This window comes from Prevotella sp. khp7, assembly GCF_900109055.1.
Classification (GTDB): domain Bacteria; phylum Bacteroidota; class Bacteroidia; order Bacteroidales; family Bacteroidaceae; genus Prevotella.
The window spans coordinates 321,788-341,466 of record NZ_FOIV01000002.1 but is presented as its reverse complement, the minus strand read 5'-3'; the positions used below and the strand labels follow the sequence as shown (position 1 = coordinate 341,466).

Below are 19,679 nucleotides of genomic sequence, written 5' to 3'. Positions count from 1 at the left end.
AGCAATAAGAATTCACATAAGTAGTTAATAATGACTAGTTATGAGTGAATAACTTACTATACAAGAAAAGGCATAAAAAGTTATCAAGATATTAACGGCATATCATACTACTTATTCTCTTTTTAATTATAAATAAAAAAAGAAAGATAAATATATTGTGATGTTGAAAACTGAGGATTTGAAAGCAGAGATTCGCAGACTTTGCAAAGAAAAGGATGCTATTATTCTGGCTCACTATTACACAATAGGAGACATTCAGGATATTGCTGACTTTGTAGGTGACTCACTGGCCTTGGCTCGTAAAGCAGCAGAGACTGATGCAAAGGCTATGGTGATGTGTGGTGTTCACTTCATGGCGGAGACATGTAAGTTGCTCTCACCAGACAAGATGGTACTATGTCCTGACTTAGAAGCTGGCTGTTCATTGGCTGATAGTTGTAAGGCTGAAGATCTTAAGAAATTCAAAGAAGAGCATCCTGGTTATCAGGTTATCAGTTATGTGAATACGACAGCTGCTGTAAAAGCACTGACTGACGTAGTGGTGACAAGTGGTAATGCTAAGAAAGTTGTTGATCAATTACCAAAGGATGCCAAACTTATTTTCGGTCCTGACTATAACTTAGGCAATTATATTAATGAGGTAACAGGCCGTCAGATGTTGCTTTGGAATGGTGGTTGTCATGTACATGAACGCTTTTCTGTTTCCAATATATTAGAATTAAAAGCAAAATATCCTGAAGCTGTTGTAATGGCTCATTTAGAGTGTAAAGCTCCTGTATTGGCTGTAGCAGAGGTAAAGGGATCGACAGCTACCATGTTGAAATATGCTCAGCAGAGTGATAAGAAGCAGTTTATCGTAGCTACAGAGGCTGGTATTCTGCATGAGATGCAACGAACTTGTCCTGATAAGCAGTTTATCCCAGTTCCTCCTGAAATTAGTGAGAGTGGTCTTGAATGCAGTTGTAATGAGTGTCAGTATATGAAACTCAATACACTCGAAAAAGTATATAATTGTTTGAAAAACGAAAGTCCGCAGATAGAGATTGATTCAGAAATAGCTAAAGAAGCAGTTAAACCTATCAATAAGATGCTTGAACTTAGCTGATGAATATTCTTCTTTTCCTCTCCTAATCAGGAGGGGATTTTTATTTTATGATGGCTATCTTGCAAACTGTACCTTTTTTACCATCACTGTTAGCTGTTATCACCATATAGACACCACTGGCTACACGCTTACCTTTTTTATCACAACCATTCCAAGTAAAGAGTCCTCCATTGCTTCTTCCTTCAGCTATCAAAGCACCATTTGAGGCTATGATTTTCACATCCGCATCGAAAGATAAACCAGTAATGGTAATAAGTCCAGTATAATCAGGTGATACAGGATTCGGATAAGCCCAGACATTATCCTTTGTCATTTCTTCATTAGGTTCTATAGCGTCTGAATAAAAAGAGCAAAGTCCTTTGTCTGAGAGGAAAAACACTTCGCCAGACTGTTGATTAACAATTACTGAGGTAATATTATCACTGATTAGCTTTGAATTGCTTGTGGTGAAGCTTTGGAGTTGGTTAAGATTATCAGAGCTAATTAGAAAGACACCACTACCATTAGTACCAAACCACTTACGATTACCACCATCGATAGCTATGCTGCTGATACTAACACCACTTAACAGATAGTCAGCATAGCTGGTTCCATCATTACGAGGAACTTTTATTTGCTGAAATGTAATATTTTGCTGTCCTACTTCTGACTTCTTAATCATAAAAGGGCCCTGGTCAGTTCCTATCCAAATGTTATTCTCCCGATCCTCTACCACACAATAGGCCCAGGTTATATTATATTTCTGTCCATCCTGATTGGTAAAGTTATCATATTTCAGAAGGACATCGTTCTGCATGTCATAACAGAAGAGAGCAGCATTCTGCCAGTTATTATTGACAAACCATAGCAGTCCACGACTATCAATCGTCATATCTCGAAGGCCTGGAAGCGTATTTTCTGTATTATCAGTGAGTAATGGCTGATGATGATCTTTCCATTGGTGATCAGGCGTAAGTTCTAGCAGACTCACACCTTGAGCCATACTGTTAAGCACCCAAAGATTTCCCTGAGCATCGAACTTAATGCCTAGTATAAGCAGATAATCATTACCCAGTTCTGTACCTCTGTCGTTAGCACTCTTCAATGGACTATTATCCTTATTATAATAAGCTACCAACTTACCATCGTTAAATTCATAGAGTCCACATCTGCCTCCAGCAAACACATGTTTTTCGTTAATTGGATCAACATCGATACAGCAAATGTCCAGATAAGCATAACCTGTCTTCTCATTGATGTTTTCTTCAAAGAGTGTCCAGTTATTACCGTCGAAAGTCTGAATAATGCCAGGAAACTCATTATCGGGCATGCTGGGCAGAAAATAACCACCAGTGGTATAAAGTATACCTTTTATGAATTTCGACTCGTAGAAATGGTTATAAATAGGTCCTCCAGGGTTCAGAGTCGATACCATAGTGATGTATTCAGCGTATTGATCCTGATAAGGGGTAAGACCAACAGGATAATCAGGCATGTTTGGTGTATAGGTATCAGTAATTTCTGCTTTCTGCATGTTTACCTTTACGATACCAAAACTACAATGCAGATAAGCATAGATACCCTCGATACTAATGCTGTTGACAGTCTTGTTGTCTGTCATCGATTTATTGTAGAGGGCAGAGATATTGATAATATCGCCATCAGTCTCTATCAAGTCGATATTAGCGTTCTGATAGACTGCTATCAGTCGTTTAGCCTGTTGACTCCAAGCAATATGGGTGATATGGGTATCAGAAAGTCCGTTTACCTTATCATAAGTAGTGATGCTCTGGTCGTTGATATTATACTGATAGAGTCCATTAGAGGCTAGTACAAAGAGTTCATCACCTGCTTTGCAGATACTCTTTACTTCATGATAAGCCAAATAGTTTTTCCAAGTACCTATTTGTGCATTTAAAGGTAAAAAAGTAAAAAAGCAAAAAGGTAAAAGCCAATTCACTATTCTTTTTATTGAATAATTTCTATTCTTCATTTTTACTCTTTTACCTTTTTACTTTTTTTACTTTTTCAGAAGAAAGTCGGCAAGTTTTGCTGTGGCTCTTGCCCTGTGGCTGATATGGTTTTTGATATCCATACCCAACTCAGCAAAAGTCTTGTCGTAGCCGTCAGGTTTGAAAATAGGATCGTAGCCAAAGCCCTCTCCTCCCCTACGCTCTCGGATAATCTCACCTTCAACGATACCATCGAACTGGTGGATTTCCTTGATACTGGTACAACCGCAAGGACATACATTCTTCTTTAATATTAACGCAATCACGGTGCGAAATCTTGCACGGCGATTGTTATTTTCTCCTAATTCATTCAGGAGTTTGGTCATATTAGCTTCTGAATCATGACCTTCACCTCCTGCATAGCGAGCTGAATAAACGCCGGGAGCACCATTCAGAGCCTCAACTTCCAAGCCAGTATCATCAGCAAATACATCCATGTGATAGTGGTCATAGATAAATTGCGCCTTTTGCAGGGCATTTTCCTCAAGCGTCTTGCCTGTCTCAGGGATATCTGCATCACAGCCTATATCTTTCAGTGAAAGCACCTCGATACTATCACCCAGGATACTGCGTATTTCAGAAAGTTTATGCTCGTTATTTGTTGCGAATACTATTTTCATTTTTCTCTATCTTCTTCAGACTCTTTTTATCCTCCTTTATCTTCACTTTCATCTCGTCGAAGCCTTCACCATATACGCCGATAACGGCACTCTGCGATACAAAGGCGTTGGGGTCGATCATCTTGATGAGACGGAACATATTGATGCTCTCATTCTTTCTGGCCAGAATACAAAGCACTTTCATATCCTTACCAGTATACCAGCCGTGTCCATCGAGAATGGTTACACCATGATGCATCTGAGTACCAATGGCGTTGGCTATCTCCTGCCACTTATGTGAGAAGATGAAGAACTGAACAGATTGGCGACGGGCATTCATCACGTAATCGAGGGTATAGTTCTCCATAGCCATTACGCAGAAGCCGAACATCACCTTATGAGCTCTTTCGAGATAGGTGCCGAACTGTGGGAAGAACATACAAGAGCCGATGATACAGAAGTCGGCAGCAATCAGCACATTGCCTAATGTGACATTTGGATGATACTTGTTTACTGAGGCAGCAATGATATCGGTACCACCAGTAGAACCATTATGGGTAAAAACGGTAGCCAGAGCGATACCTGTAATCACACAGCCAATGATCATCGACATAAAATCCTGACCCTCACCCATCAGTTTGAAGGGCAGTCCGTTCTCCTGCTTAGGAATGATATCCTGCGCAAACTTCAACATGAAGTAAAGCATGAAGATGGCGAAGATGGTCTTCATCAGGAATTTGAAGCCCAGAATCTTCAAGGCCGCCATCAGCAAGAGACCGTTGATGATGATATAGGTGTTTTCCAGATGGAAGCCTGTGGCATAGTAGATGATAGCCGACAGACCTGTAACGCCTCCAGCAACAATCTGATAGGGCATCAGGAATACCGTGAAGGCGATGGTATAGAGTAACAGGCCAAGGGCTATAAACAAATAGTCCTTGACCTCATTCAATATGATTTTGTGATCGATCGTCATTTATTTCTTCAGTACAATGTTCACCATACGCTTAGGGACGATGATAACCTTTGCAACCTGGAAACCTTCAAGATACTTCTTAGCGCGTTCGTCTGCTAATACAGTCTCTTCGATGGTCTTATTGTCAGCATCAGCAGGGAACTCCATCTCCAGACGTGTCTTACCGTTGAAGGCAATACCCAGCTTCACTTGGCTCTCTACGAGATACTGCTCATCCCACTTAGGCCACTGGGAGTCGCATACAGAACCCTCGCCGCCAAGCTGTTCCCAGAGTTCCTCAGCGATGTGGGGAGCGAATGGAGCGATGAGAATGACAAGCGTCTTGAGCAACTCCTTGTTCTTGCATTTCTGCTGACCCAGTTCGTTCACGCAGATCATGAAGGCAGAGATAGAGGTGTTGTATGAGAACTGCTCGATGTCCTGACTTACCTTCTTGATGAGTTTGTGTACGCTCTTCAAGTTTTCTGCTGTAGCCTCGCCATTCAGCTCGCCCTGGAAGAGGTTCCAGAACTTACGCAAGAAACGGTGGCAACCGTCGATGCCATTGGTATCCCAAGGCTTACTCTGCTCCACAGGACCCAGGAACATTTCATAGAGGCGGAGGGTGTCGGCACCATACTTCTCTACAATCATATCGGGGTTCACTACGTTGAACATCGACTTCGACATCTTCTCGATAGCCCAACCACACTTGTACTGGCCGTTCTCGAGAATGAACTCTGCATTCTGATAGTCAGGGCGCCAAGCCTTGAAGGCTTCGATGTCGAGTACGTCGGCTGATACGATATTTACATCTACGTGGATAGGTGTAACGGTGTACTTATCCTTCAGTCCGAAGCTTACGAACTTACCCTTATCAGCACCCTCGTCCTCGATACGGTAAACGAAGTTAGAGCGACCCTGAATCATACCCTGATTAACCAACTTCTTGAATGGCTCATCCTCGCAGCTGTAACCTGAATCGAAGAGGAACTTGTTCCAGAAACGGCTGTAGATAAGGTGACCAGTAGCGTGCTCAGTACCACCTACGTAGAGGTCAACATTACGCCAGTACTCGTCAACATCCTTGTTTACCAAAGCCTTCTCGTTCTTTGGATCCATATAGCGCAGATAGTAAGCCGAACTTCCTGCGAAACCTGGCATGGTGTTCAGCTCGAGTGGGAAGATGGTCTTGTTGTCAATAAGGTCTTTGCTGACTACCTTATTGTTTGTAGTGTCCCAAGCCCACATCTTAGCGCGGCCCAATGGGGGCTCGCCTGTCTCTGTTGGCTTGTACTCGTCGATCTCAGGAAGTTCCAGAGGCAGACACTCCTTTGGAATCATATAAGGCATGTCGTCCTTGTAGTAAACAGGGAATGGCTCGCCCCAATAGCGCTGACGAGAGAAGATGGCGTCGCGGAGACGGTAGTTCACCTTCACACGACCCAACCCCTGTTCTGTGACATATTTCTTTGTAGCAGCAATAGCCTCCTTGACGGTCAGACCGTTCAGAGAGAACTTGGCTGATGATGAGTTGCAGACGATACCCTCCTTGGCGTCGTAGCTTTCCTCGCTGACATCAGCACCCTCAATCAGTGGGATGATAGGCAGGTTGAAGTGCTTGGCGAAGGCATAGTCGCGGCTGTCGTGGGCAGGAACGGCCATGATGGCACCAGTACCATAACCAGCCAATACATATTCTGCAATCCAAATGGGGATTTTCTCATCAGTAAATGGGTTGATGGCATAGCTACCAGAGAATACACCAGTCACCTTGTGGTCCATCTGGCGATCGCGCTCAGTGCGCTTCTTCACATAGTCCAGATACTTGTCAACCTCAGCCTTCTGCTCAGGGGTGGTCAGCTCAGCCACGAGGTCGCTCTCAGGAGCGAGTACCATGAATGTAACACCAAACATAGTATCAGCACGAGTTGTGAAGATGGTGAAGTGCTTATCTGAGTCGGCTACGTTGAACTCAACCTCAGTACCCTCGCTGCGACCAATCCAGTTGCGCTGAGTCTCCTTCAGTGAGTCAGTCCAATCGATATCCTCCAGTCCGTCGAGCAGTCGCTGAGCGTAAGCCGATACGCGCAGACACCACTGGCGCATCTTCTTCTGTACTACGGGATAGCCACCACGAACAGATACGCCGTCAACCACTTCATCGTTGGCCAGCACCGTTCCCAGTTTGGGGCACCAGTTTACCATCGTGTCAGCCAGATAGGCAATACGATAGTTCATCAGCACCTCCTGCTTCTTCTTCTCAGAGAAGTTTTTCCATTCGTCGGCTGTAAAATGAAGCTCCTCGGTACCAAGCGCGTTGCAGTTCTCAGTACCCATCAGTTCGAAGTGCTCAATCAGTTTAATGGTTGGCTGAGCCTTGTGCGACGAAGTAGAGAAGTAGCTCTTGAACATGCGCTGGAAAGCCCACTGTGTCCACTTGTAGTATATAGGGTCGCAAGTGCGGACCTCGCGCTCCCAGTCGAACGAGAAACCAATCTTGTCAAGCTGTGAGCGATAGCGGTCGATATTCTCGAAGGTAGTCTTCTCAGGATGCTGACCCGTCTGGATGGCATACTGCTCAGCAGGCAGTCCGTAAGCGTCGTAACCCATGGGGTTCAATACGTTGAAGCCCTGCTGACGCTTGTAGCGGGCATAGATATCAGAAGCGATATAGCCAAGGGGATGACCTACGTGCAATCCTGCTCCGCTGGGGTAAGGGAACATGTTGAGCACATAGAATTTTTTCTTGTTCTTGTCTTCTACAACACGATAAGTGCCATTCTCCACCCATCGCTTCTGCCATTTCTGTTCGATGTCTCTGAAATTGTAATCCATTGTATATTTGCTATTTTATTGTTTCCGTACATTATATTTGGGCTGCAAAGATACGAATAAGTGAGCAGAACGCCAAATGAAAAAGAGTTTTTTTCAATTTTGGCGCTCTCGAACGGTAGTAACTTCAGCAAAGCCAGAGATACAAAAAAGTGAGCAGAACCCCAAATTTTAATTGGATTATTTAAAATATGGGTTTACTCCGACTAAAGTCTGACTTTAGTCGGAGTAAACCCTAACTTTAGTCAGGCTAAACCCAATCCTTGCACCAAACAATCCCAAAATCCCCCCTCCCCTCTTCTCTCTCAAAAACCTTATTCAAAAAGTTTTAAATCATGGTAATATTTCTTGATATTTTATTCTATCCTTATGACCTATTGAATTCGTCTATTACCTTGATAGCTTTGTTCAGCGAGCGTATCTCGCGGAAGAGGATAAAGAAAATTATAAACGATCCTAATAGAAGCCCAACAATCAATTTGATGACGGGTATATTTATGTAGTTATAGATGTCGAATATAAACCAGCCGCCCAAGAGTAAGATGAGAGGGCATTCGATGTAAGTCTGAAGTTTTTCCCTGCGCTTATAGGCGGTTAGTCGCTGCTGCACACTGATTATATCTTGAGCTGCCAAGTGCTTATTGCTGATTGTACTGACATTCCAGATATTGAACACAGTTTCTCCTATTAGCACCAGGATTATAAAGATGATGGGAATCCATGAGCAGCCAAGTTCTCTTAGGCAGAAAATAAACAGGGGTGATAATACCAGTGCTATTGGACCAGTCCATGTGTTCATGAACTTAATCCACGATATATGTTTGTTCATCGCTATCTTCAACAGTTGATGGTTGACAATCTCCTGCTGCTCCATGCGCTTCTTAAACTCTGTCACCTGGTCGCGAAGTCCCTCCAGTTCCTGTAAGTTGTTATTCTGATTATCCATAATACTTCCTGTTTTAATCGTTTGACATTTTCTTTAATTCCTCTTTAATGCGATAGAGACGTATTGAAACGTTCTTGACTGTAATACCCATGATAGCCGCAATCTCTTCGTAACTGATGTTTTCCAGCCATAAGAGAATGATGGCACGGTCGTATTGACCAAGTTTGGCAATACGCCGTCTTAGCATGTCCATTTGCTTGAAGTTCTGGTTGGTTTCCGTCTCTTCATATGGATTGATGTCCATCGTCAGCGGCATCGTCTCGTGGCGTTGTTTCTTGCGGCTGAGTGAGATACACACATTCAGACTGACGCGGTAGATCCAGGAGCGAATATTGCTACGCCCCTCAAACGAAGGCAAACTCTTCCACAGGTTGATCAGTACCTCTTGAAACAAGTCGGCAACCTCGTCTTGGTCGTTGGAGAACATGTAGCAGACGGTATAGATCGTACTGCGATTGGCCCTCACTATTTCTTCAAACTCACGTTCTTGATTTTTCATTTTTTTTGTTCGATATATCGTTGTTTGATAATAAGTCACACGTAAGAGGAAAAAAACTACAGAAATCCAAAAAATATTAGCAAGAAAAAGATTTATTTCTTCAATCCCATCATCTCAAACATATTCTGATAGGCGGTCACCTTCTTATCGAAAGCGAGGGGATAGGCACGAGAAGATGACGGGAGACGGTAGAGGATGAGTTGCTGGGCGTTATGATTATACATCTCAGGGATAGACACAAAGGTGTTGACTTTTGGAACTTCAGGGATGTTCAATGAGGCGCAGATGGTGTCCGTTGCTTTCTCGCCTGTGGTGACGATAGCTCGCAAATGGGGCAGCCTGGCTATCAGGGCAGGAATGTCTGTGGGCTCTACCACTTCGAGAAACTTGTCTGAGGCATTGTCCTTGAGGCGGCGTATGGCACTGGAAGTATCGAAGAAGGCGATGCCCTTTTCTTCGCAGAAACTGATAATCTCTTCTACCTTGAAGCGTTTTGCTTCGGTATCTACAAAATGATTGCGATAACCATAGAACACCTGACCTTCGATGCGCCAATGGTCGTTGATGAAGTTGGGATAATAGAAATCGATACACCAGCGTTTGCGCTGTGGCGGAAAACTGCCAAGAAACAGTACTTTGGCACTCTCGGGCAGGAACGGAATGAGTGGATGGTACTCTACCCCACCCTCGCTGCGCAGGATATTCTCAGTATTCAGATAACTCTTCATATTTTAATAACGTACCTTCTGGTGTTACTTCGAGTATGGCCCTGGCGCCAGTGAGCAAGGGGAAGTTGCGCAGATGGGCATGTCCCACAGGAAAATCGAAACACACAGGGATTCCATAGTGTTTCATGTACTCATGGAGCATGGCATACATATCTTCAAAGCCGTTTTCTGGGTGCTTGTATTTATTGAACTGTCCCACGATAATGCCCCTGACATTTGATAGAAGACCTCGCATTTCCATATTATGCAGCATACGGTCTACCTTACTCATCCCCTCTCCCGTATCTTCCATAAACAGGATGATATCATTGAGCGCTAAGGGATCGAAATCGGAACCGGCTAAGTCGTTATAGACAGAGAGATTTCCCCCTACAACAATCCCCTCTGCCCTACCCTTGAGATTCAGCGGATGGGGTGCCACGCGATAGGTAGGCAGATCGCCTTGGAGCATACGTCGTAACGTCTGGCTCACAGTATCATTTCCCTCATAGGTGTTCAAGGCGTGACACATCGAACCATGAACGCCTTTTACACCCGCCCTTGCCTCAGCACAGAGCAAGGCGGTGATATCGCTGAAGCCAATGATGATCTTGGGATATTGACGAAGGGTATCAGGCGAAAGACGGCTCAGCAGATGAGCTGCCCCATCGCCTCCCCGAGAACACATGATGGCCTTGACAGATGGTTCGCGAAGGGCCCAAAGCAAATCTGTCAGGCGTTCATCGATAGTACCAGCAAAGCCGTGATAGTCGTTGAGTGCATTTTTGCCTATGATGCAATGATAGCCCCAACGCTCCAAAGTACGGATGCCACCATTAATAGTCGTGGTGTCGGTAGCACTCGAAGGTGAGATGATAGCGATGGTATCGCCCAGATGCAGAAACTGAGCTGAGAGCGACAGCATCCAGCAGAGCATGAGTGATATGATACAACCTTTCTTCATTAGATGCAAAGGTAGTAAAAAACTTAGGAAAACAATTATTTCAAGGGAAAATTTTGTCAATTGGGAAAAAAGGAGTAATTTTGCAACTCGAACTAAAAGCAAACAGGTAATGGCAAAGAAAGAAGGAAAAGAGCTGACCCCGATGATGAAACAGTTCTTCGATTTGAAGGCGAAACATCCTGACGCAGTGATGCTGTTCAGGTGTGGTGACTTCTATGAGACCTATTGTGAAGATGCCATTACTGCCTCAAAGATCTTAGGTATCACGCTGACCCATCGTAACAATGGTGCAGGCGTAAAGGGCGACGAGATGGCTGGCTTTCCCCATCATGCGCTGGACACCTATCTGCCCAAGCTGATTCGGGCAGGAAAGCGTGTGGCTATCTGCGATCAGTTGGAAGATCCTAAACTCACCAAGAAGCTTGTAAAGAGAGGCATTACCGAACTGGTGACGCCTGGTGTGGCGTTATCGGATAATGTGCTGAACTATAAGGAAAACAACTTCCTGGCAGCAGTTCATTTTGGTAAGTCGAGCTATGGTGTAGCTTTCTTGGATATTTCTACAGGTGAGTTTCTGACAGGAGAGGGAACGGCGGATTATGTAGAGAAGCTGTTGGGCAATTTCTCGCCTAAAGAGGTGCTTCACGACAGGAACAAGAAGCAGGAGTTTGAACGCTGTTTCGGTACAAAATATTTTACTTTCCAACTCGAAGACTGGGTGTTTACAGAGCAGACTTCCAATCAGAAGCTGCTACGCCACTTCAACGTGAAAAACCTGAAGGGCTTTGGCGTAGAGCATCTGAAGTCGGGCGTGATTGCCGCAGGCGCCATTCTGCAGTATCTGGAGCAGACGCAGCACACGCAGATTGGGCACATCACGAGCATCTCACGTATCGAGGAAGACAAGTATGTGCGCTTGGACAAGTTTACCATCCGCAGTCTTGAGCTGGTTCATCCGATGCAGGAAGACGGTAAGTCATTGCTTGACGTGATTGACAAGACGGTGAGTCCGATGGGAGGCCGATTGCTGCGTCGCTGGCTGGTATTTCCCTTAAAGGACGAGAAGCCAATCAATGAGCGCCTGGATATCGTGGAGTATTACTATCGTGAACCTGAGTTTCGTGAGTGTATTGACGACCAGATTCACCGTATAGGAGATTTGGAGCGTATCATCTCGAAGGCTGCTGTTGGGCGTGTCTCGCCTCGTGAGGTGGTACAGTTGAAGACGGCCCTGCAGGCTATTCAGCCCATCAAGACGGCTTGTCTCTATGCCAAGAATGAGGCCCTGAACAGGGTAGGGGAACAGCTGAATCTCTGTGAGTCGCTGAGAGACAGAATAGAAAAGGAAATACAGAACGATCCACCACAGTTGGTTGCTAAGGGTGGCGTTATCAAAGATGGTGTAAATGCAGAACTCGACGAACTTCGCAACATAGCCTATAGTGGCAAGGATTATCTGCTGAAGATTCAGGAGCGCGAGGCAGAGCAGACGGGCATCAGTTCGCTGAAGATAGGCTATAACAACGTATTCGGCTATTATCTGGAGGTTCGTAACACCTATAAAGACCAGGTGCCGGCAGAGTGGGTGCGTAAGCAGACGCTGGCTCAGGCAGAGCGCTATATCACTCAGGAATTAAAAGAGTACGAGGAGAAGATTCTTGGCGCTGAAGATAAGATTTTGTCATTGGAGGCAAAACTCTTCAACGATCTGATTCTGAGCATGCAGGAGTTTATCCCTCAGATTCAGATCAATGCCAACATCATTGCTCATCTCGACTGTTTGCTGAGCTTTGCCAAGGTGGCCGAGGAGAATAACTATATACGTCCTGTGATTGACTCGACTGAGGTGATTGATATCAAGCAGGGCCGTCATCCGGTGATAGAACAAGAATTGCCTTTGGGAGAGCGCTATGTGCCCAATGATATCCTGCTCGACAACGAGCGCCAGCAGATTATCATTATCACCGGTCCGAATATGGCAGGTAAATCAGCCCTGTTACGCCAAACGGCATTGATAGTATTACTGGCCCAGATAGGTTGTTTTGTGCCAGCAGAAGCCGCTAGAATAGGTCTGGTGGACAAGATATTCACTCGTGTAGGAGCCTCGGACAACATCTCTCTTGGCGAATCTACATTTATGGTAGAGATGACAGAGGCCTCGAACATCCTGAATAATGTCAGCTCTCGTTCTTTGGTGCTCTTCGATGAGTTGGGTAGGGGAACAAGTACTTACGATGGTATTTCTATTGCCTGGGCCATTGTGGAATATCTTCATGAGAATGCCAAAGGGCACCCCAGAACGCTCTTTGCTACGCACTATCATGAGCTGAACGAGATGGAGAAGAATTTCTCGCGCATCAAGAACTATAATGTCTCAGTGAAAGAAGTGGATGGTAAGGTCATCTTCCTGCGTAAGTTGGAGAAGGGTGGGAGTGAGCACTCGTTTGGTATCCATGTGGCAGAGATTGCCGGTATGCCTCGCTCTATCGTGAAGCGTGCCAACGTGATTTTAAAGCAGTTGGAGGCCGATAATGCCTCTGTAGGCTCTGTTGGTAAGCCCACGGCAGAGATCGCTGCTTCTCGCGAAGGCATGCAACTGAGTTTTTTCCAGCTTGACGACCCTGTACTTTGTCAGGTTCGCGATGAGATTCTTGGCCTTGATGTTAATAATCTCACGCCTTTGGAAGCTCTCAACAAACTTAACGACATCAAGAAGATCGTCTCAGGGAAGTAATGATAATCCTTGATAAGAGGCAAAAATACAGTTTTTTAGTCAATAATTGTAGCTATTCGAACCTTTTCATCGTCATATGTATATAAACTAAATTGTAATGAAAAGAACTGTATTATTTTTGTTTTTGGCGTTATTAATGGTCAACTTCAGCAGACAATCATTCATGCAAGCTGCTGGTGCTAAGATTCTGTTTGAGATACGTCCTGAGGTTAACTACGTTACTCATCTATACACACTTGCTGGGCTAGGATTCTCTGACGAGGAATACACAGCAAAATATGGTAATACGCTTTCTAAAGCAGCTGTCGATACCCTCCAAAAATATAAGGAACATCTGATATTTGGACAAGGTGAAGGCGGAATGTTGGCAGGAACGTTCTTCTTTATGATTTCTGCAGAGACATTTGCCAATGCTGATAGCCTTCAAAAAGTCATGGACAAATATCAAGAGATGGCCCAGCGCTATAACTCACCTGACGATGTGATGAATATTGCCAAAGCTATTTCCAAGGTGTATGTCGATAACTACGACAACTATCTCAATACGGTTTATCCTCAGGCGAAGAAAGACATGGAGGAACGTCAGAATCAGCTGAGACAGAAAATGATGGAGAACCCTGTTGTTAAGGATTGGGAGCGCGTTACTGGTTACACATGGCGTCGTGGTGATTATCACTGGCTTTTGTATCGTGCTGGCGCTAAAGGTCCATCGTACAACAATCTTAATGAAAACACCAATACCGTCTATTACAATCAATATTTGGACTATCAGCTGGCAATGTTCAGCCATGAGTTTGGTATTTTCTTAATGCAAGATAGTATCGACTCTATCGTAGAGGAAATGAAAGAGTACACACGTTCTTTAGACTCGAAAAAAGACCTGACATACGTACCTTGGAGTGCCTTTGAAAGTATGGCTTGTTGGTATAACTGCAAGATAGCAGGCAAGGAAACAGAGGATTATCGAAACTTTGGTGATGCAGACGTTAAGACCTTCTGTCAGATTTTTGATAGTTTATCTAATAAAGGTATTACAGACCCCGCAGAACTATACCGCAAGGGAATTATGGAGTATTTGAAACATATCTAAATTTAATCAACCGTATATGAAACAGATTATCTTAACCATTTTGTTTACCCTTGCTACATTTGAAGGGTATTCACAGAACAACAAGCAGTACAGAATAAACCTTGACTCTGTAACTATTATGTTATCGTGCAAACAGTCGGCTAACAGGGATTCTGATAACATTCAGATTGCTATGAATGTTCTGAAGATGAAACAAACCGAAAAGCCACACCGACTGTATGGAACATGGAAAATGAGAGGCAAACAACTAACCAACACAGCCACATCGCAGTATTGGGTAGGTCGTATGGGAATGGACACCTATCAGGTGTTTGGCGATAATGGAGCTGTGATGGCAGTGGTTCCAACTCCCAATATCGTTCAGTGCCAATATACGGCTTGCAGCTATCTCAGCGAAAATGTCATTGAGACGGATGATATGATATGTATGATAACTTGGATTGACGACGAAACAATATCTGTAACAACACTCGACAACGATGGTCATCCTTTTGTAACTATTTGGGATCGATGTGGATTACCCAATAGCGTTCAAAAAGCATTAGGCATCAAAGCACCTGGTATTAAGAAAGACATATCAAAGTACTTCATGGATGAGTTTGTGAAAAGATATGGTGCAAAGCCAGATTCTATTCGTCAGGCATACGAAACCTTTGACTTCGCTATTGATGTCAACGAACGTAGTAATGCTATTTTCCCCATATTAATGCGATGTGGATTTGAAAACGAATACAATTCTCTGAAAGATAGTCTGCTATCACAATTATTGCAAGGAAATATATCTGCCGACGAAGCTGTAGGACGTTATATATTCTGGTTTCACAAGAACTTCGATCGCCACACTGGCTGTTCTTCAGATTTCTTCTGGAAACTACGTTCAGAAGAAATGATAGATTACAACAACCTTATCCCCCAGTATTCTCCCCAACCTGTTGGCTGTAAAGTAGACGATGAAACATATCTGTTACGCCTACCATCGTGCAGAGGTGAAAATCCATCATGGAACTGGATGTCAGAAAAAGAAAAGGAGTTCAAACAGTCGGGCTGCAAATATCTTATTCTTGACCTTCGTGGTAATACAGGTGGCGGTGACGCTATCAGTCTTCTGTTTACAAGGTTTATGTGCGACTGTAGTGCTATGAATGATGAACAGGATTATTTTAGAGTAAGTTATGAGAACAATAAGGAGTTGAAGAAATACTGTAATAATGATCCTAATAACTTTCACAACAGGGTAATGTCAGAGGCTGTTTTAGCAGAAGATGGTAGCTATTTAAAGTGGTCATCTACATCTAAAGGCCAGAATCAGCATACTCCACTTGTGCGTAAAGGAGCTATTATAATAGACAATAACAGCGCCAGCGCTGCAGAAGCACCAGTACGTTATGTCCGCAATTACTCTAAAAAACATGCAAAGGTATATGGAAGAGAAAATACAATGGGATGCGAAGAGACGGGTAACTGCAACGAAATTCGTCTGCCTAACAGCCAAATATATATGCGCTTCCCCATGACAGTTGAAAGTACATTCGAGAAGTGGTGTAAGAAGAAGACTCCAGGCTATGCACCAGATATCACAATACCTCTACCATATCCAGAACAACTGACGGATAATATTGATTCCTGGGTACTTTGGGTTGCCAAGGATTTGAAGAAATGATAACACATAACACTGACTTTTTGAATCAAACTATAACAAATAAAAATCGTCTCAGGTTAATGAGACGATTTTCTTTTTATCCTTTTCTTTTAGCTTTTATCATGCACCAGACTCCGATGATGATGAATGGGATGGAGAGAATCTGTCCCATGTCGAGTGGGAGAGAGGCTTCGAAAGCTTCCTGTATCTCCTTGGTATACTCGATGAAGAAGCGGAAGGTGAAGATATAGGTCAGACAGAAGCCGAAGTACCAGCCTGTGCCTATTCTCTGAGGCATCTTTTTGTGCAGATACCACATAATGAAGAACAGGATGGCATAGGCGATGGCTTCGTAAAGTTGTCCTGGGTGACGAGGCACGGCGTCTACACGCTCGAAGATAAATGCCCAGGGCACGTCTGTTATCTTGCCGATAATCTCAGAGTTCATCAAGTTGCCCAGACGGATGCAGCAAGCCATGCTACCTGTGGCTATGGCTATATTGTCTAATACCGTCCAGATGTTGAGCTTTGTCTTGCGGACATAGAGCCAAAGGGCAATCATCAAGCCTAACGTTCCACCGTGAGAGGCTAAGCCAGCGTAGCCTGTAATGAAGAAACCAAAGGTCTGGCCAAGCCAACTGCCGTCGTCGCCAAAGCGAATAGGCAGAATCATTTCCACGATGCCTTGCCAGGAGGTAAGGAAATCTTGAGGCTGGTAGAAAATGCAATGTCCCAGACGGGCACCAATCAGTATGCCTAAGAAGCAATAGATAAAGAGCGGATCGAAAAGTTCATCCTTGATTTTCTGCTCTTTGTAAAGACGCTTCACGAAGAAATAGGCCAGAGCAAATCCAATGAGCCACATCAGGCCATACCAGCGAATGGAAAAAGCCCCCAAGTGAAATGCCTCGAGGTTTGGATTCCAGACGATATAGTTTAATAGGTATTGCATCATACGTTGAATCTGAAGTGCATGATATCGCCATCCTGTACCACGTAGTCCTTACCTTCTACGCCCATCTTGCCAGCTTCGCGGACAGCTGCCTCAGAGCCATATTGGATATAGTCGTCGTATTTGATGACCTCAGCGCGGATAAAGCCTTTTTCGAAGTCGGTATGGATGACACCAGCACACTGAGGTGCCTTCCAGCCTTTCTTATATGTCCAGGCCTTTACCTCCATTTCACCAGCAGTGATGAAGGTCTCGAGGTTCAGCAGGGCGTAAGCCTTCTTGATCAGACGGTTTACGCCACTCTCTTCTAAGCCCAGTTCCTCGAGGAACAGCTGCTTGTCCTCGTATGATTCGAGTTCAGCGATATCCTCTTCGGTCTTGGCTGCAATAATCATGGTCTCAGCGCCTTCTTCCTTGGCTAGCGCTTCAACTTTCTTAGTAAAGTCGTTGCCATTCTTGGCGTCCGCCTCGCCTACATTACATACATAGAGAACGGGTTTTGAAGTAAGCAGGAAGAGGTTGCGAGCGCAATCCTGCTCATCCTTACTTTCAAACTCCACGATGCGGGCATTCTTACCTTGTTCCAACACCTCTTTATAAGCATGGAGCACAGTCGCCTCAACCTTCGCATCCTTATTACCTGCTGCAGCGGCCTTTTCTGTCTTAGCCAGGCGGCCCTCAATGGTCTCAAGGTCCTTCAGCTGTAGCTCTGTATCGATGATTTCTTTGTCACGGATGGGGTCGATAGTGCCATCAACGTGGGTGATATTCTCATCCTCGAAGCAACGAAGTACATGGATGATGGCGTCTGTCTCACGAATATTTCCAAGGAACTTGTTACCCAGTCCTTCGCCCTTTGAGGCCCCCTTTACAAGACCAGCAATATCAACAATCTCACAAGTAGCAGGCACGATACGCCCTGGGTGTACCAGCTCTGCCAATTTAGTCAGTCTTTCATCGGGCACTGTTATCACGCCCACATTAGGCTCAATTGTACAGAAAGGAAAATTTGCTGCCTGAGCCTTTGCGCTCGACAAGCAATTAAATAATGTAGACTTACCTACATTCGGCAGTCCTACAATACCACACTTCAATGCCATTTTCTTCTATAAACGTTTATCTTTTTACAATAAGTTGACTTTCGTCGACTTTTCGGGTGCAAAGTTACGATTAAGTGAGCAAAAAACCAAATTTATTTGAGTTTTACTCTTATTTCTTTTTGTTTCTTTTCATTATTTGTCTATCTTTGCAGCCGATTATCAACTAAATTAATAGATAAAATGAATAAAATCCTGTTATCAACCATTATGTTACTGGCTCTTACGTTAAACGCCAGTGCCCAGGTTACTGAACCCAAAGATACCCCAGAGTTGGAGTTTGCCCTGCAACTGAAAGTGACACTTGGTGAAGCCTATTCTGCAGGTGAGACCCAGCACGGCCAACGAACCATCATTCCCATAACCGGAGGAACATTCGAAGGTCCTGCCATTAAAGGAACTATCATTAATGGCGGTGCTGACTATCAGTTAGGAAACAAGTCGCTGAATCGTACCGAACTTGAAGCCATCTATTGTATTAAGACAGACGATGGTGTGGTTATTCATGTTCGCAATCGTGGTATTATCGCCACAGGTAAGGACGCCCAGGGTAATCCGTCGTTCTATTTCAGGGCTGCCCCACAGTTTGAGGCTCCTGCAGACGGCAAGTATGCTTGGTTGAACAATTCGCTCTTTGTGTGTGCTCCAGAGTTCTCTCAGTCGTTTAAGGGAATTGTTTTGAATGTGTGGCGTGTGAAGTGACTTTTTATCTGGTACTGCAACTTTTTGAATAGTTTGTACGTCAAACAGATAAAGTAACAACTAAAAATGTAAATGGTATGAAGACAAAACTATTAATGATGGCAACGGCATTCTTGCTTTCTTTAACGTCGTGTGGCGTGAATTTTGGTAATAATATAAGCAATAGGATCTCGCCAAGTGATAATATTGTAAAAGCCAAGTATCAGTTTGAGGCTTTCGATAAGATTGATAACCACGTAGTTGGCAATATCCGTATTGTTCAGAGCAAAGGTGACAGCCGCGTGACGCTTTCTGCGCCTGACAACTATATTGATCTGTATGAATTTACCAATGAGGGTGGTGAGTTGAAAATCCGCTTTACAAGAAACAGTGTCAATATCGATACAGAGGATGTAGATATCATTATCTATACGCCGACGCTTAACGTAGTCAGGAATTCTGGTGCTTCTGAGGTTCGCCTCGACAGTCTGACAACCGAGGCTTTTGAGGTTTACAATAGTGGTGTGGGTTCTTTCTTCCTGAACCAACTGAACGTAAAGAACCTTGATGTAAAATGTACGGGTGTAGGTAGTATAGAACTGAGTGGTCAGACTGAAAAAGCAGAATATAGTTGCACTGGTGTGGGCAGCATCAACGCACAGGATTTGAAGGCTTACAACGTGAAAGCACAGGTAACGGGAGTAGGCAGTATACAGTGCTATGCTTCTGAAGCCATTGAAGGCGGTGTGACGGGCGTGGGCTCCTTGCGGTATGCTGGTCGTCCAGCTCATAGGAAATTCAATAATCCTAAGATAGGCAGCATCACTGAGTTGTAAGAATAAAAAGAAAAGCTGCGGAAGACAACACTTCCGCAGTTTTTCTTAT

General features: G+C 44.2%; 16 protein-coding genes. 6 read left to right on the top strand and 10 right to left on the bottom strand.

Annotation, left to right across the window (positions count from 1 at the left end):
• The first annotated feature begins 160 nt into the window (after window positions 1-160).
• Entirely contained in the window at window positions 161-1,105 is a 945-nt protein-coding gene (nadA, locus tag BMX82_RS05155; RefSeq protein ID WP_091766636.1) for a quinolinate synthase NadA, read from the top strand.
• A gap of 40 nt (window positions 1,106-1,145) precedes the next feature.
• On the opposite strand, the gene BMX82_RS05150 is transcribed toward nadA, so the two are convergent.
• The 8 genes from BMX82_RS05150 to BMX82_RS05115 form a co-directional block, all read right to left on the bottom strand.
• Entirely contained in the window at window positions 1,146-2,969 is a 1,824-nt protein-coding gene (locus tag BMX82_RS05150; RefSeq protein WP_255396547.1) for a type IX secretion system anionic LPS delivery protein PorZ, read from the bottom strand.
• 135 nt (window positions 2,970-3,104) lie between these two features.
• Window positions 3,105-3,716 (bottom strand): non-canonical purine NTP diphosphatase, encoded by a 612-nt coding sequence (locus BMX82_RS05145; protein ID WP_036910805.1) that lies wholly within the window; start codon window positions 3,714-3,716, stop codon window positions 3,105-3,107.
• Window positions 3,691-4,671: a YitT family protein gene (locus tag BMX82_RS05140; RefSeq protein ID WP_036910803.1), complete on the bottom strand. Its 981-nt coding sequence runs from the start codon at window positions 4,669-4,671 to the stop codon at window positions 3,691-3,693. Before BMX82_RS05140 ends, BMX82_RS05145 begins: the two co-directional genes overlap by 26 nt.
• The gene (leuS, locus tag BMX82_RS05135) at window positions 4,672-7,488 is read right to left on the bottom strand and encodes a leucine--tRNA ligase (RefSeq protein WP_091766629.1); all 2,817 of its coding nucleotides are present in this window, start codon (window positions 7,486-7,488) and stop codon (window positions 4,672-4,674) included.
• Window positions 7,489-7,852: 364 nt separating this feature from the next.
• Window positions 7,853-8,431: a hypothetical protein gene (locus BMX82_RS05130; protein ID WP_091766626.1), complete on the bottom strand. Its 579-nt coding sequence runs from the start codon at window positions 8,429-8,431 to the stop codon at window positions 7,853-7,855.
• 13 nt (window positions 8,432-8,444) lie between these two features.
• Window positions 8,445-8,930, bottom strand: a complete 486-nt coding sequence (locus BMX82_RS05125; protein ID WP_036910796.1) for an RNA polymerase sigma factor — start codon at window positions 8,928-8,930, stop codon at window positions 8,445-8,447.
• A gap of 92 nt (window positions 8,931-9,022) precedes the next feature.
• Window positions 9,023-9,658 carry a uracil-DNA glycosylase family protein gene (locus BMX82_RS05120; protein WP_091766624.1) on the bottom strand — a complete coding sequence of 212 codons (636 nt, stop codon included), beginning with the start codon at window positions 9,656-9,658 and terminating at the stop codon, window positions 9,023-9,025.
• Window positions 9,636-10,601, bottom strand: a complete 966-nt coding sequence (locus BMX82_RS05115; protein ID WP_051949696.1) for a S66 peptidase family protein — start codon at window positions 10,599-10,601, stop codon at window positions 9,636-9,638. The genes BMX82_RS05120 and BMX82_RS05115 overlap by 23 nt, the downstream gene beginning before the upstream one ends.
• A 109-nt stretch (window positions 10,602-10,710) precedes the next feature.
• On the opposite strand from BMX82_RS05115, the gene mutS reads away from it, so the two are divergent.
• The 3 genes from mutS (at window position 10,711) to BMX82_RS05100 (ending at window position 16,085) form a co-directional block, all read left to right on the top strand.
• On the top strand, window positions 10,711-13,335 hold the full coding sequence (gene mutS, locus BMX82_RS05110; RefSeq protein ID WP_091766621.1) for a DNA mismatch repair protein MutS: 2,625 nt from the start codon (window positions 10,711-10,713) through the stop codon (window positions 13,333-13,335).
• 97 nt (window positions 13,336-13,432) lie between these two features.
• Window positions 13,433-14,425: a hypothetical protein gene (locus BMX82_RS05105; RefSeq protein WP_177172022.1), complete on the top strand. Its 993-nt coding sequence runs from the start codon at window positions 13,433-13,435 to the stop codon at window positions 14,423-14,425.
• A gap of 16 nt (window positions 14,426-14,441) precedes the next feature.
• Complete coding sequence (locus tag BMX82_RS05100) at window positions 14,442-16,085, top strand: S41 family peptidase (RefSeq protein ID WP_091766615.1); 1,644 nt, start codon at window positions 14,442-14,444, stop codon at window positions 16,083-16,085.
• A 76-nt stretch (window positions 16,086-16,161) separates the two neighbouring features.
• Here the strand turns inward: BMX82_RS05100 and lgt are convergent, their stop codons facing one another.
• Together lgt and ychF are read right to left on the bottom strand one after the other, a co-directional pair.
• Window positions 16,162-17,016, bottom strand: a complete 855-nt coding sequence (gene lgt, locus BMX82_RS05095) for a prolipoprotein diacylglyceryl transferase (protein ID WP_091767272.1) — start codon at window positions 17,014-17,016, stop codon at window positions 16,162-16,164.
• Window positions 17,016-18,116, bottom strand: a complete 1,101-nt coding sequence (ychF, locus tag BMX82_RS05090) for a redox-regulated ATPase YchF (RefSeq protein WP_036910786.1) — start codon at window positions 18,114-18,116, stop codon at window positions 17,016-17,018. The genes lgt and ychF overlap by 1 nt, the downstream gene beginning before the upstream one ends.
• Window positions 18,117-18,296: 180 nt before the next feature.
• Between ychF and BMX82_RS05085 the strand changes: the two genes are divergently transcribed.
• Together BMX82_RS05085 and BMX82_RS05080 are read left to right on the top strand one after the other, a co-directional pair.
• Window positions 18,297-18,815 (top strand): DUF3237 domain-containing protein, encoded by a 519-nt coding sequence (locus BMX82_RS05085; protein WP_091766612.1) that lies wholly within the window; start codon window positions 18,297-18,299, stop codon window positions 18,813-18,815.
• A 77-nt stretch (window positions 18,816-18,892) separates the two neighbouring features.
• Entirely contained in the window at window positions 18,893-19,630 is a 738-nt protein-coding gene (locus BMX82_RS05080) for a head GIN domain-containing protein (RefSeq protein ID WP_081911041.1), read from the top strand.
• Window positions 19,631-19,679 lie beyond the last annotated feature (49 nt).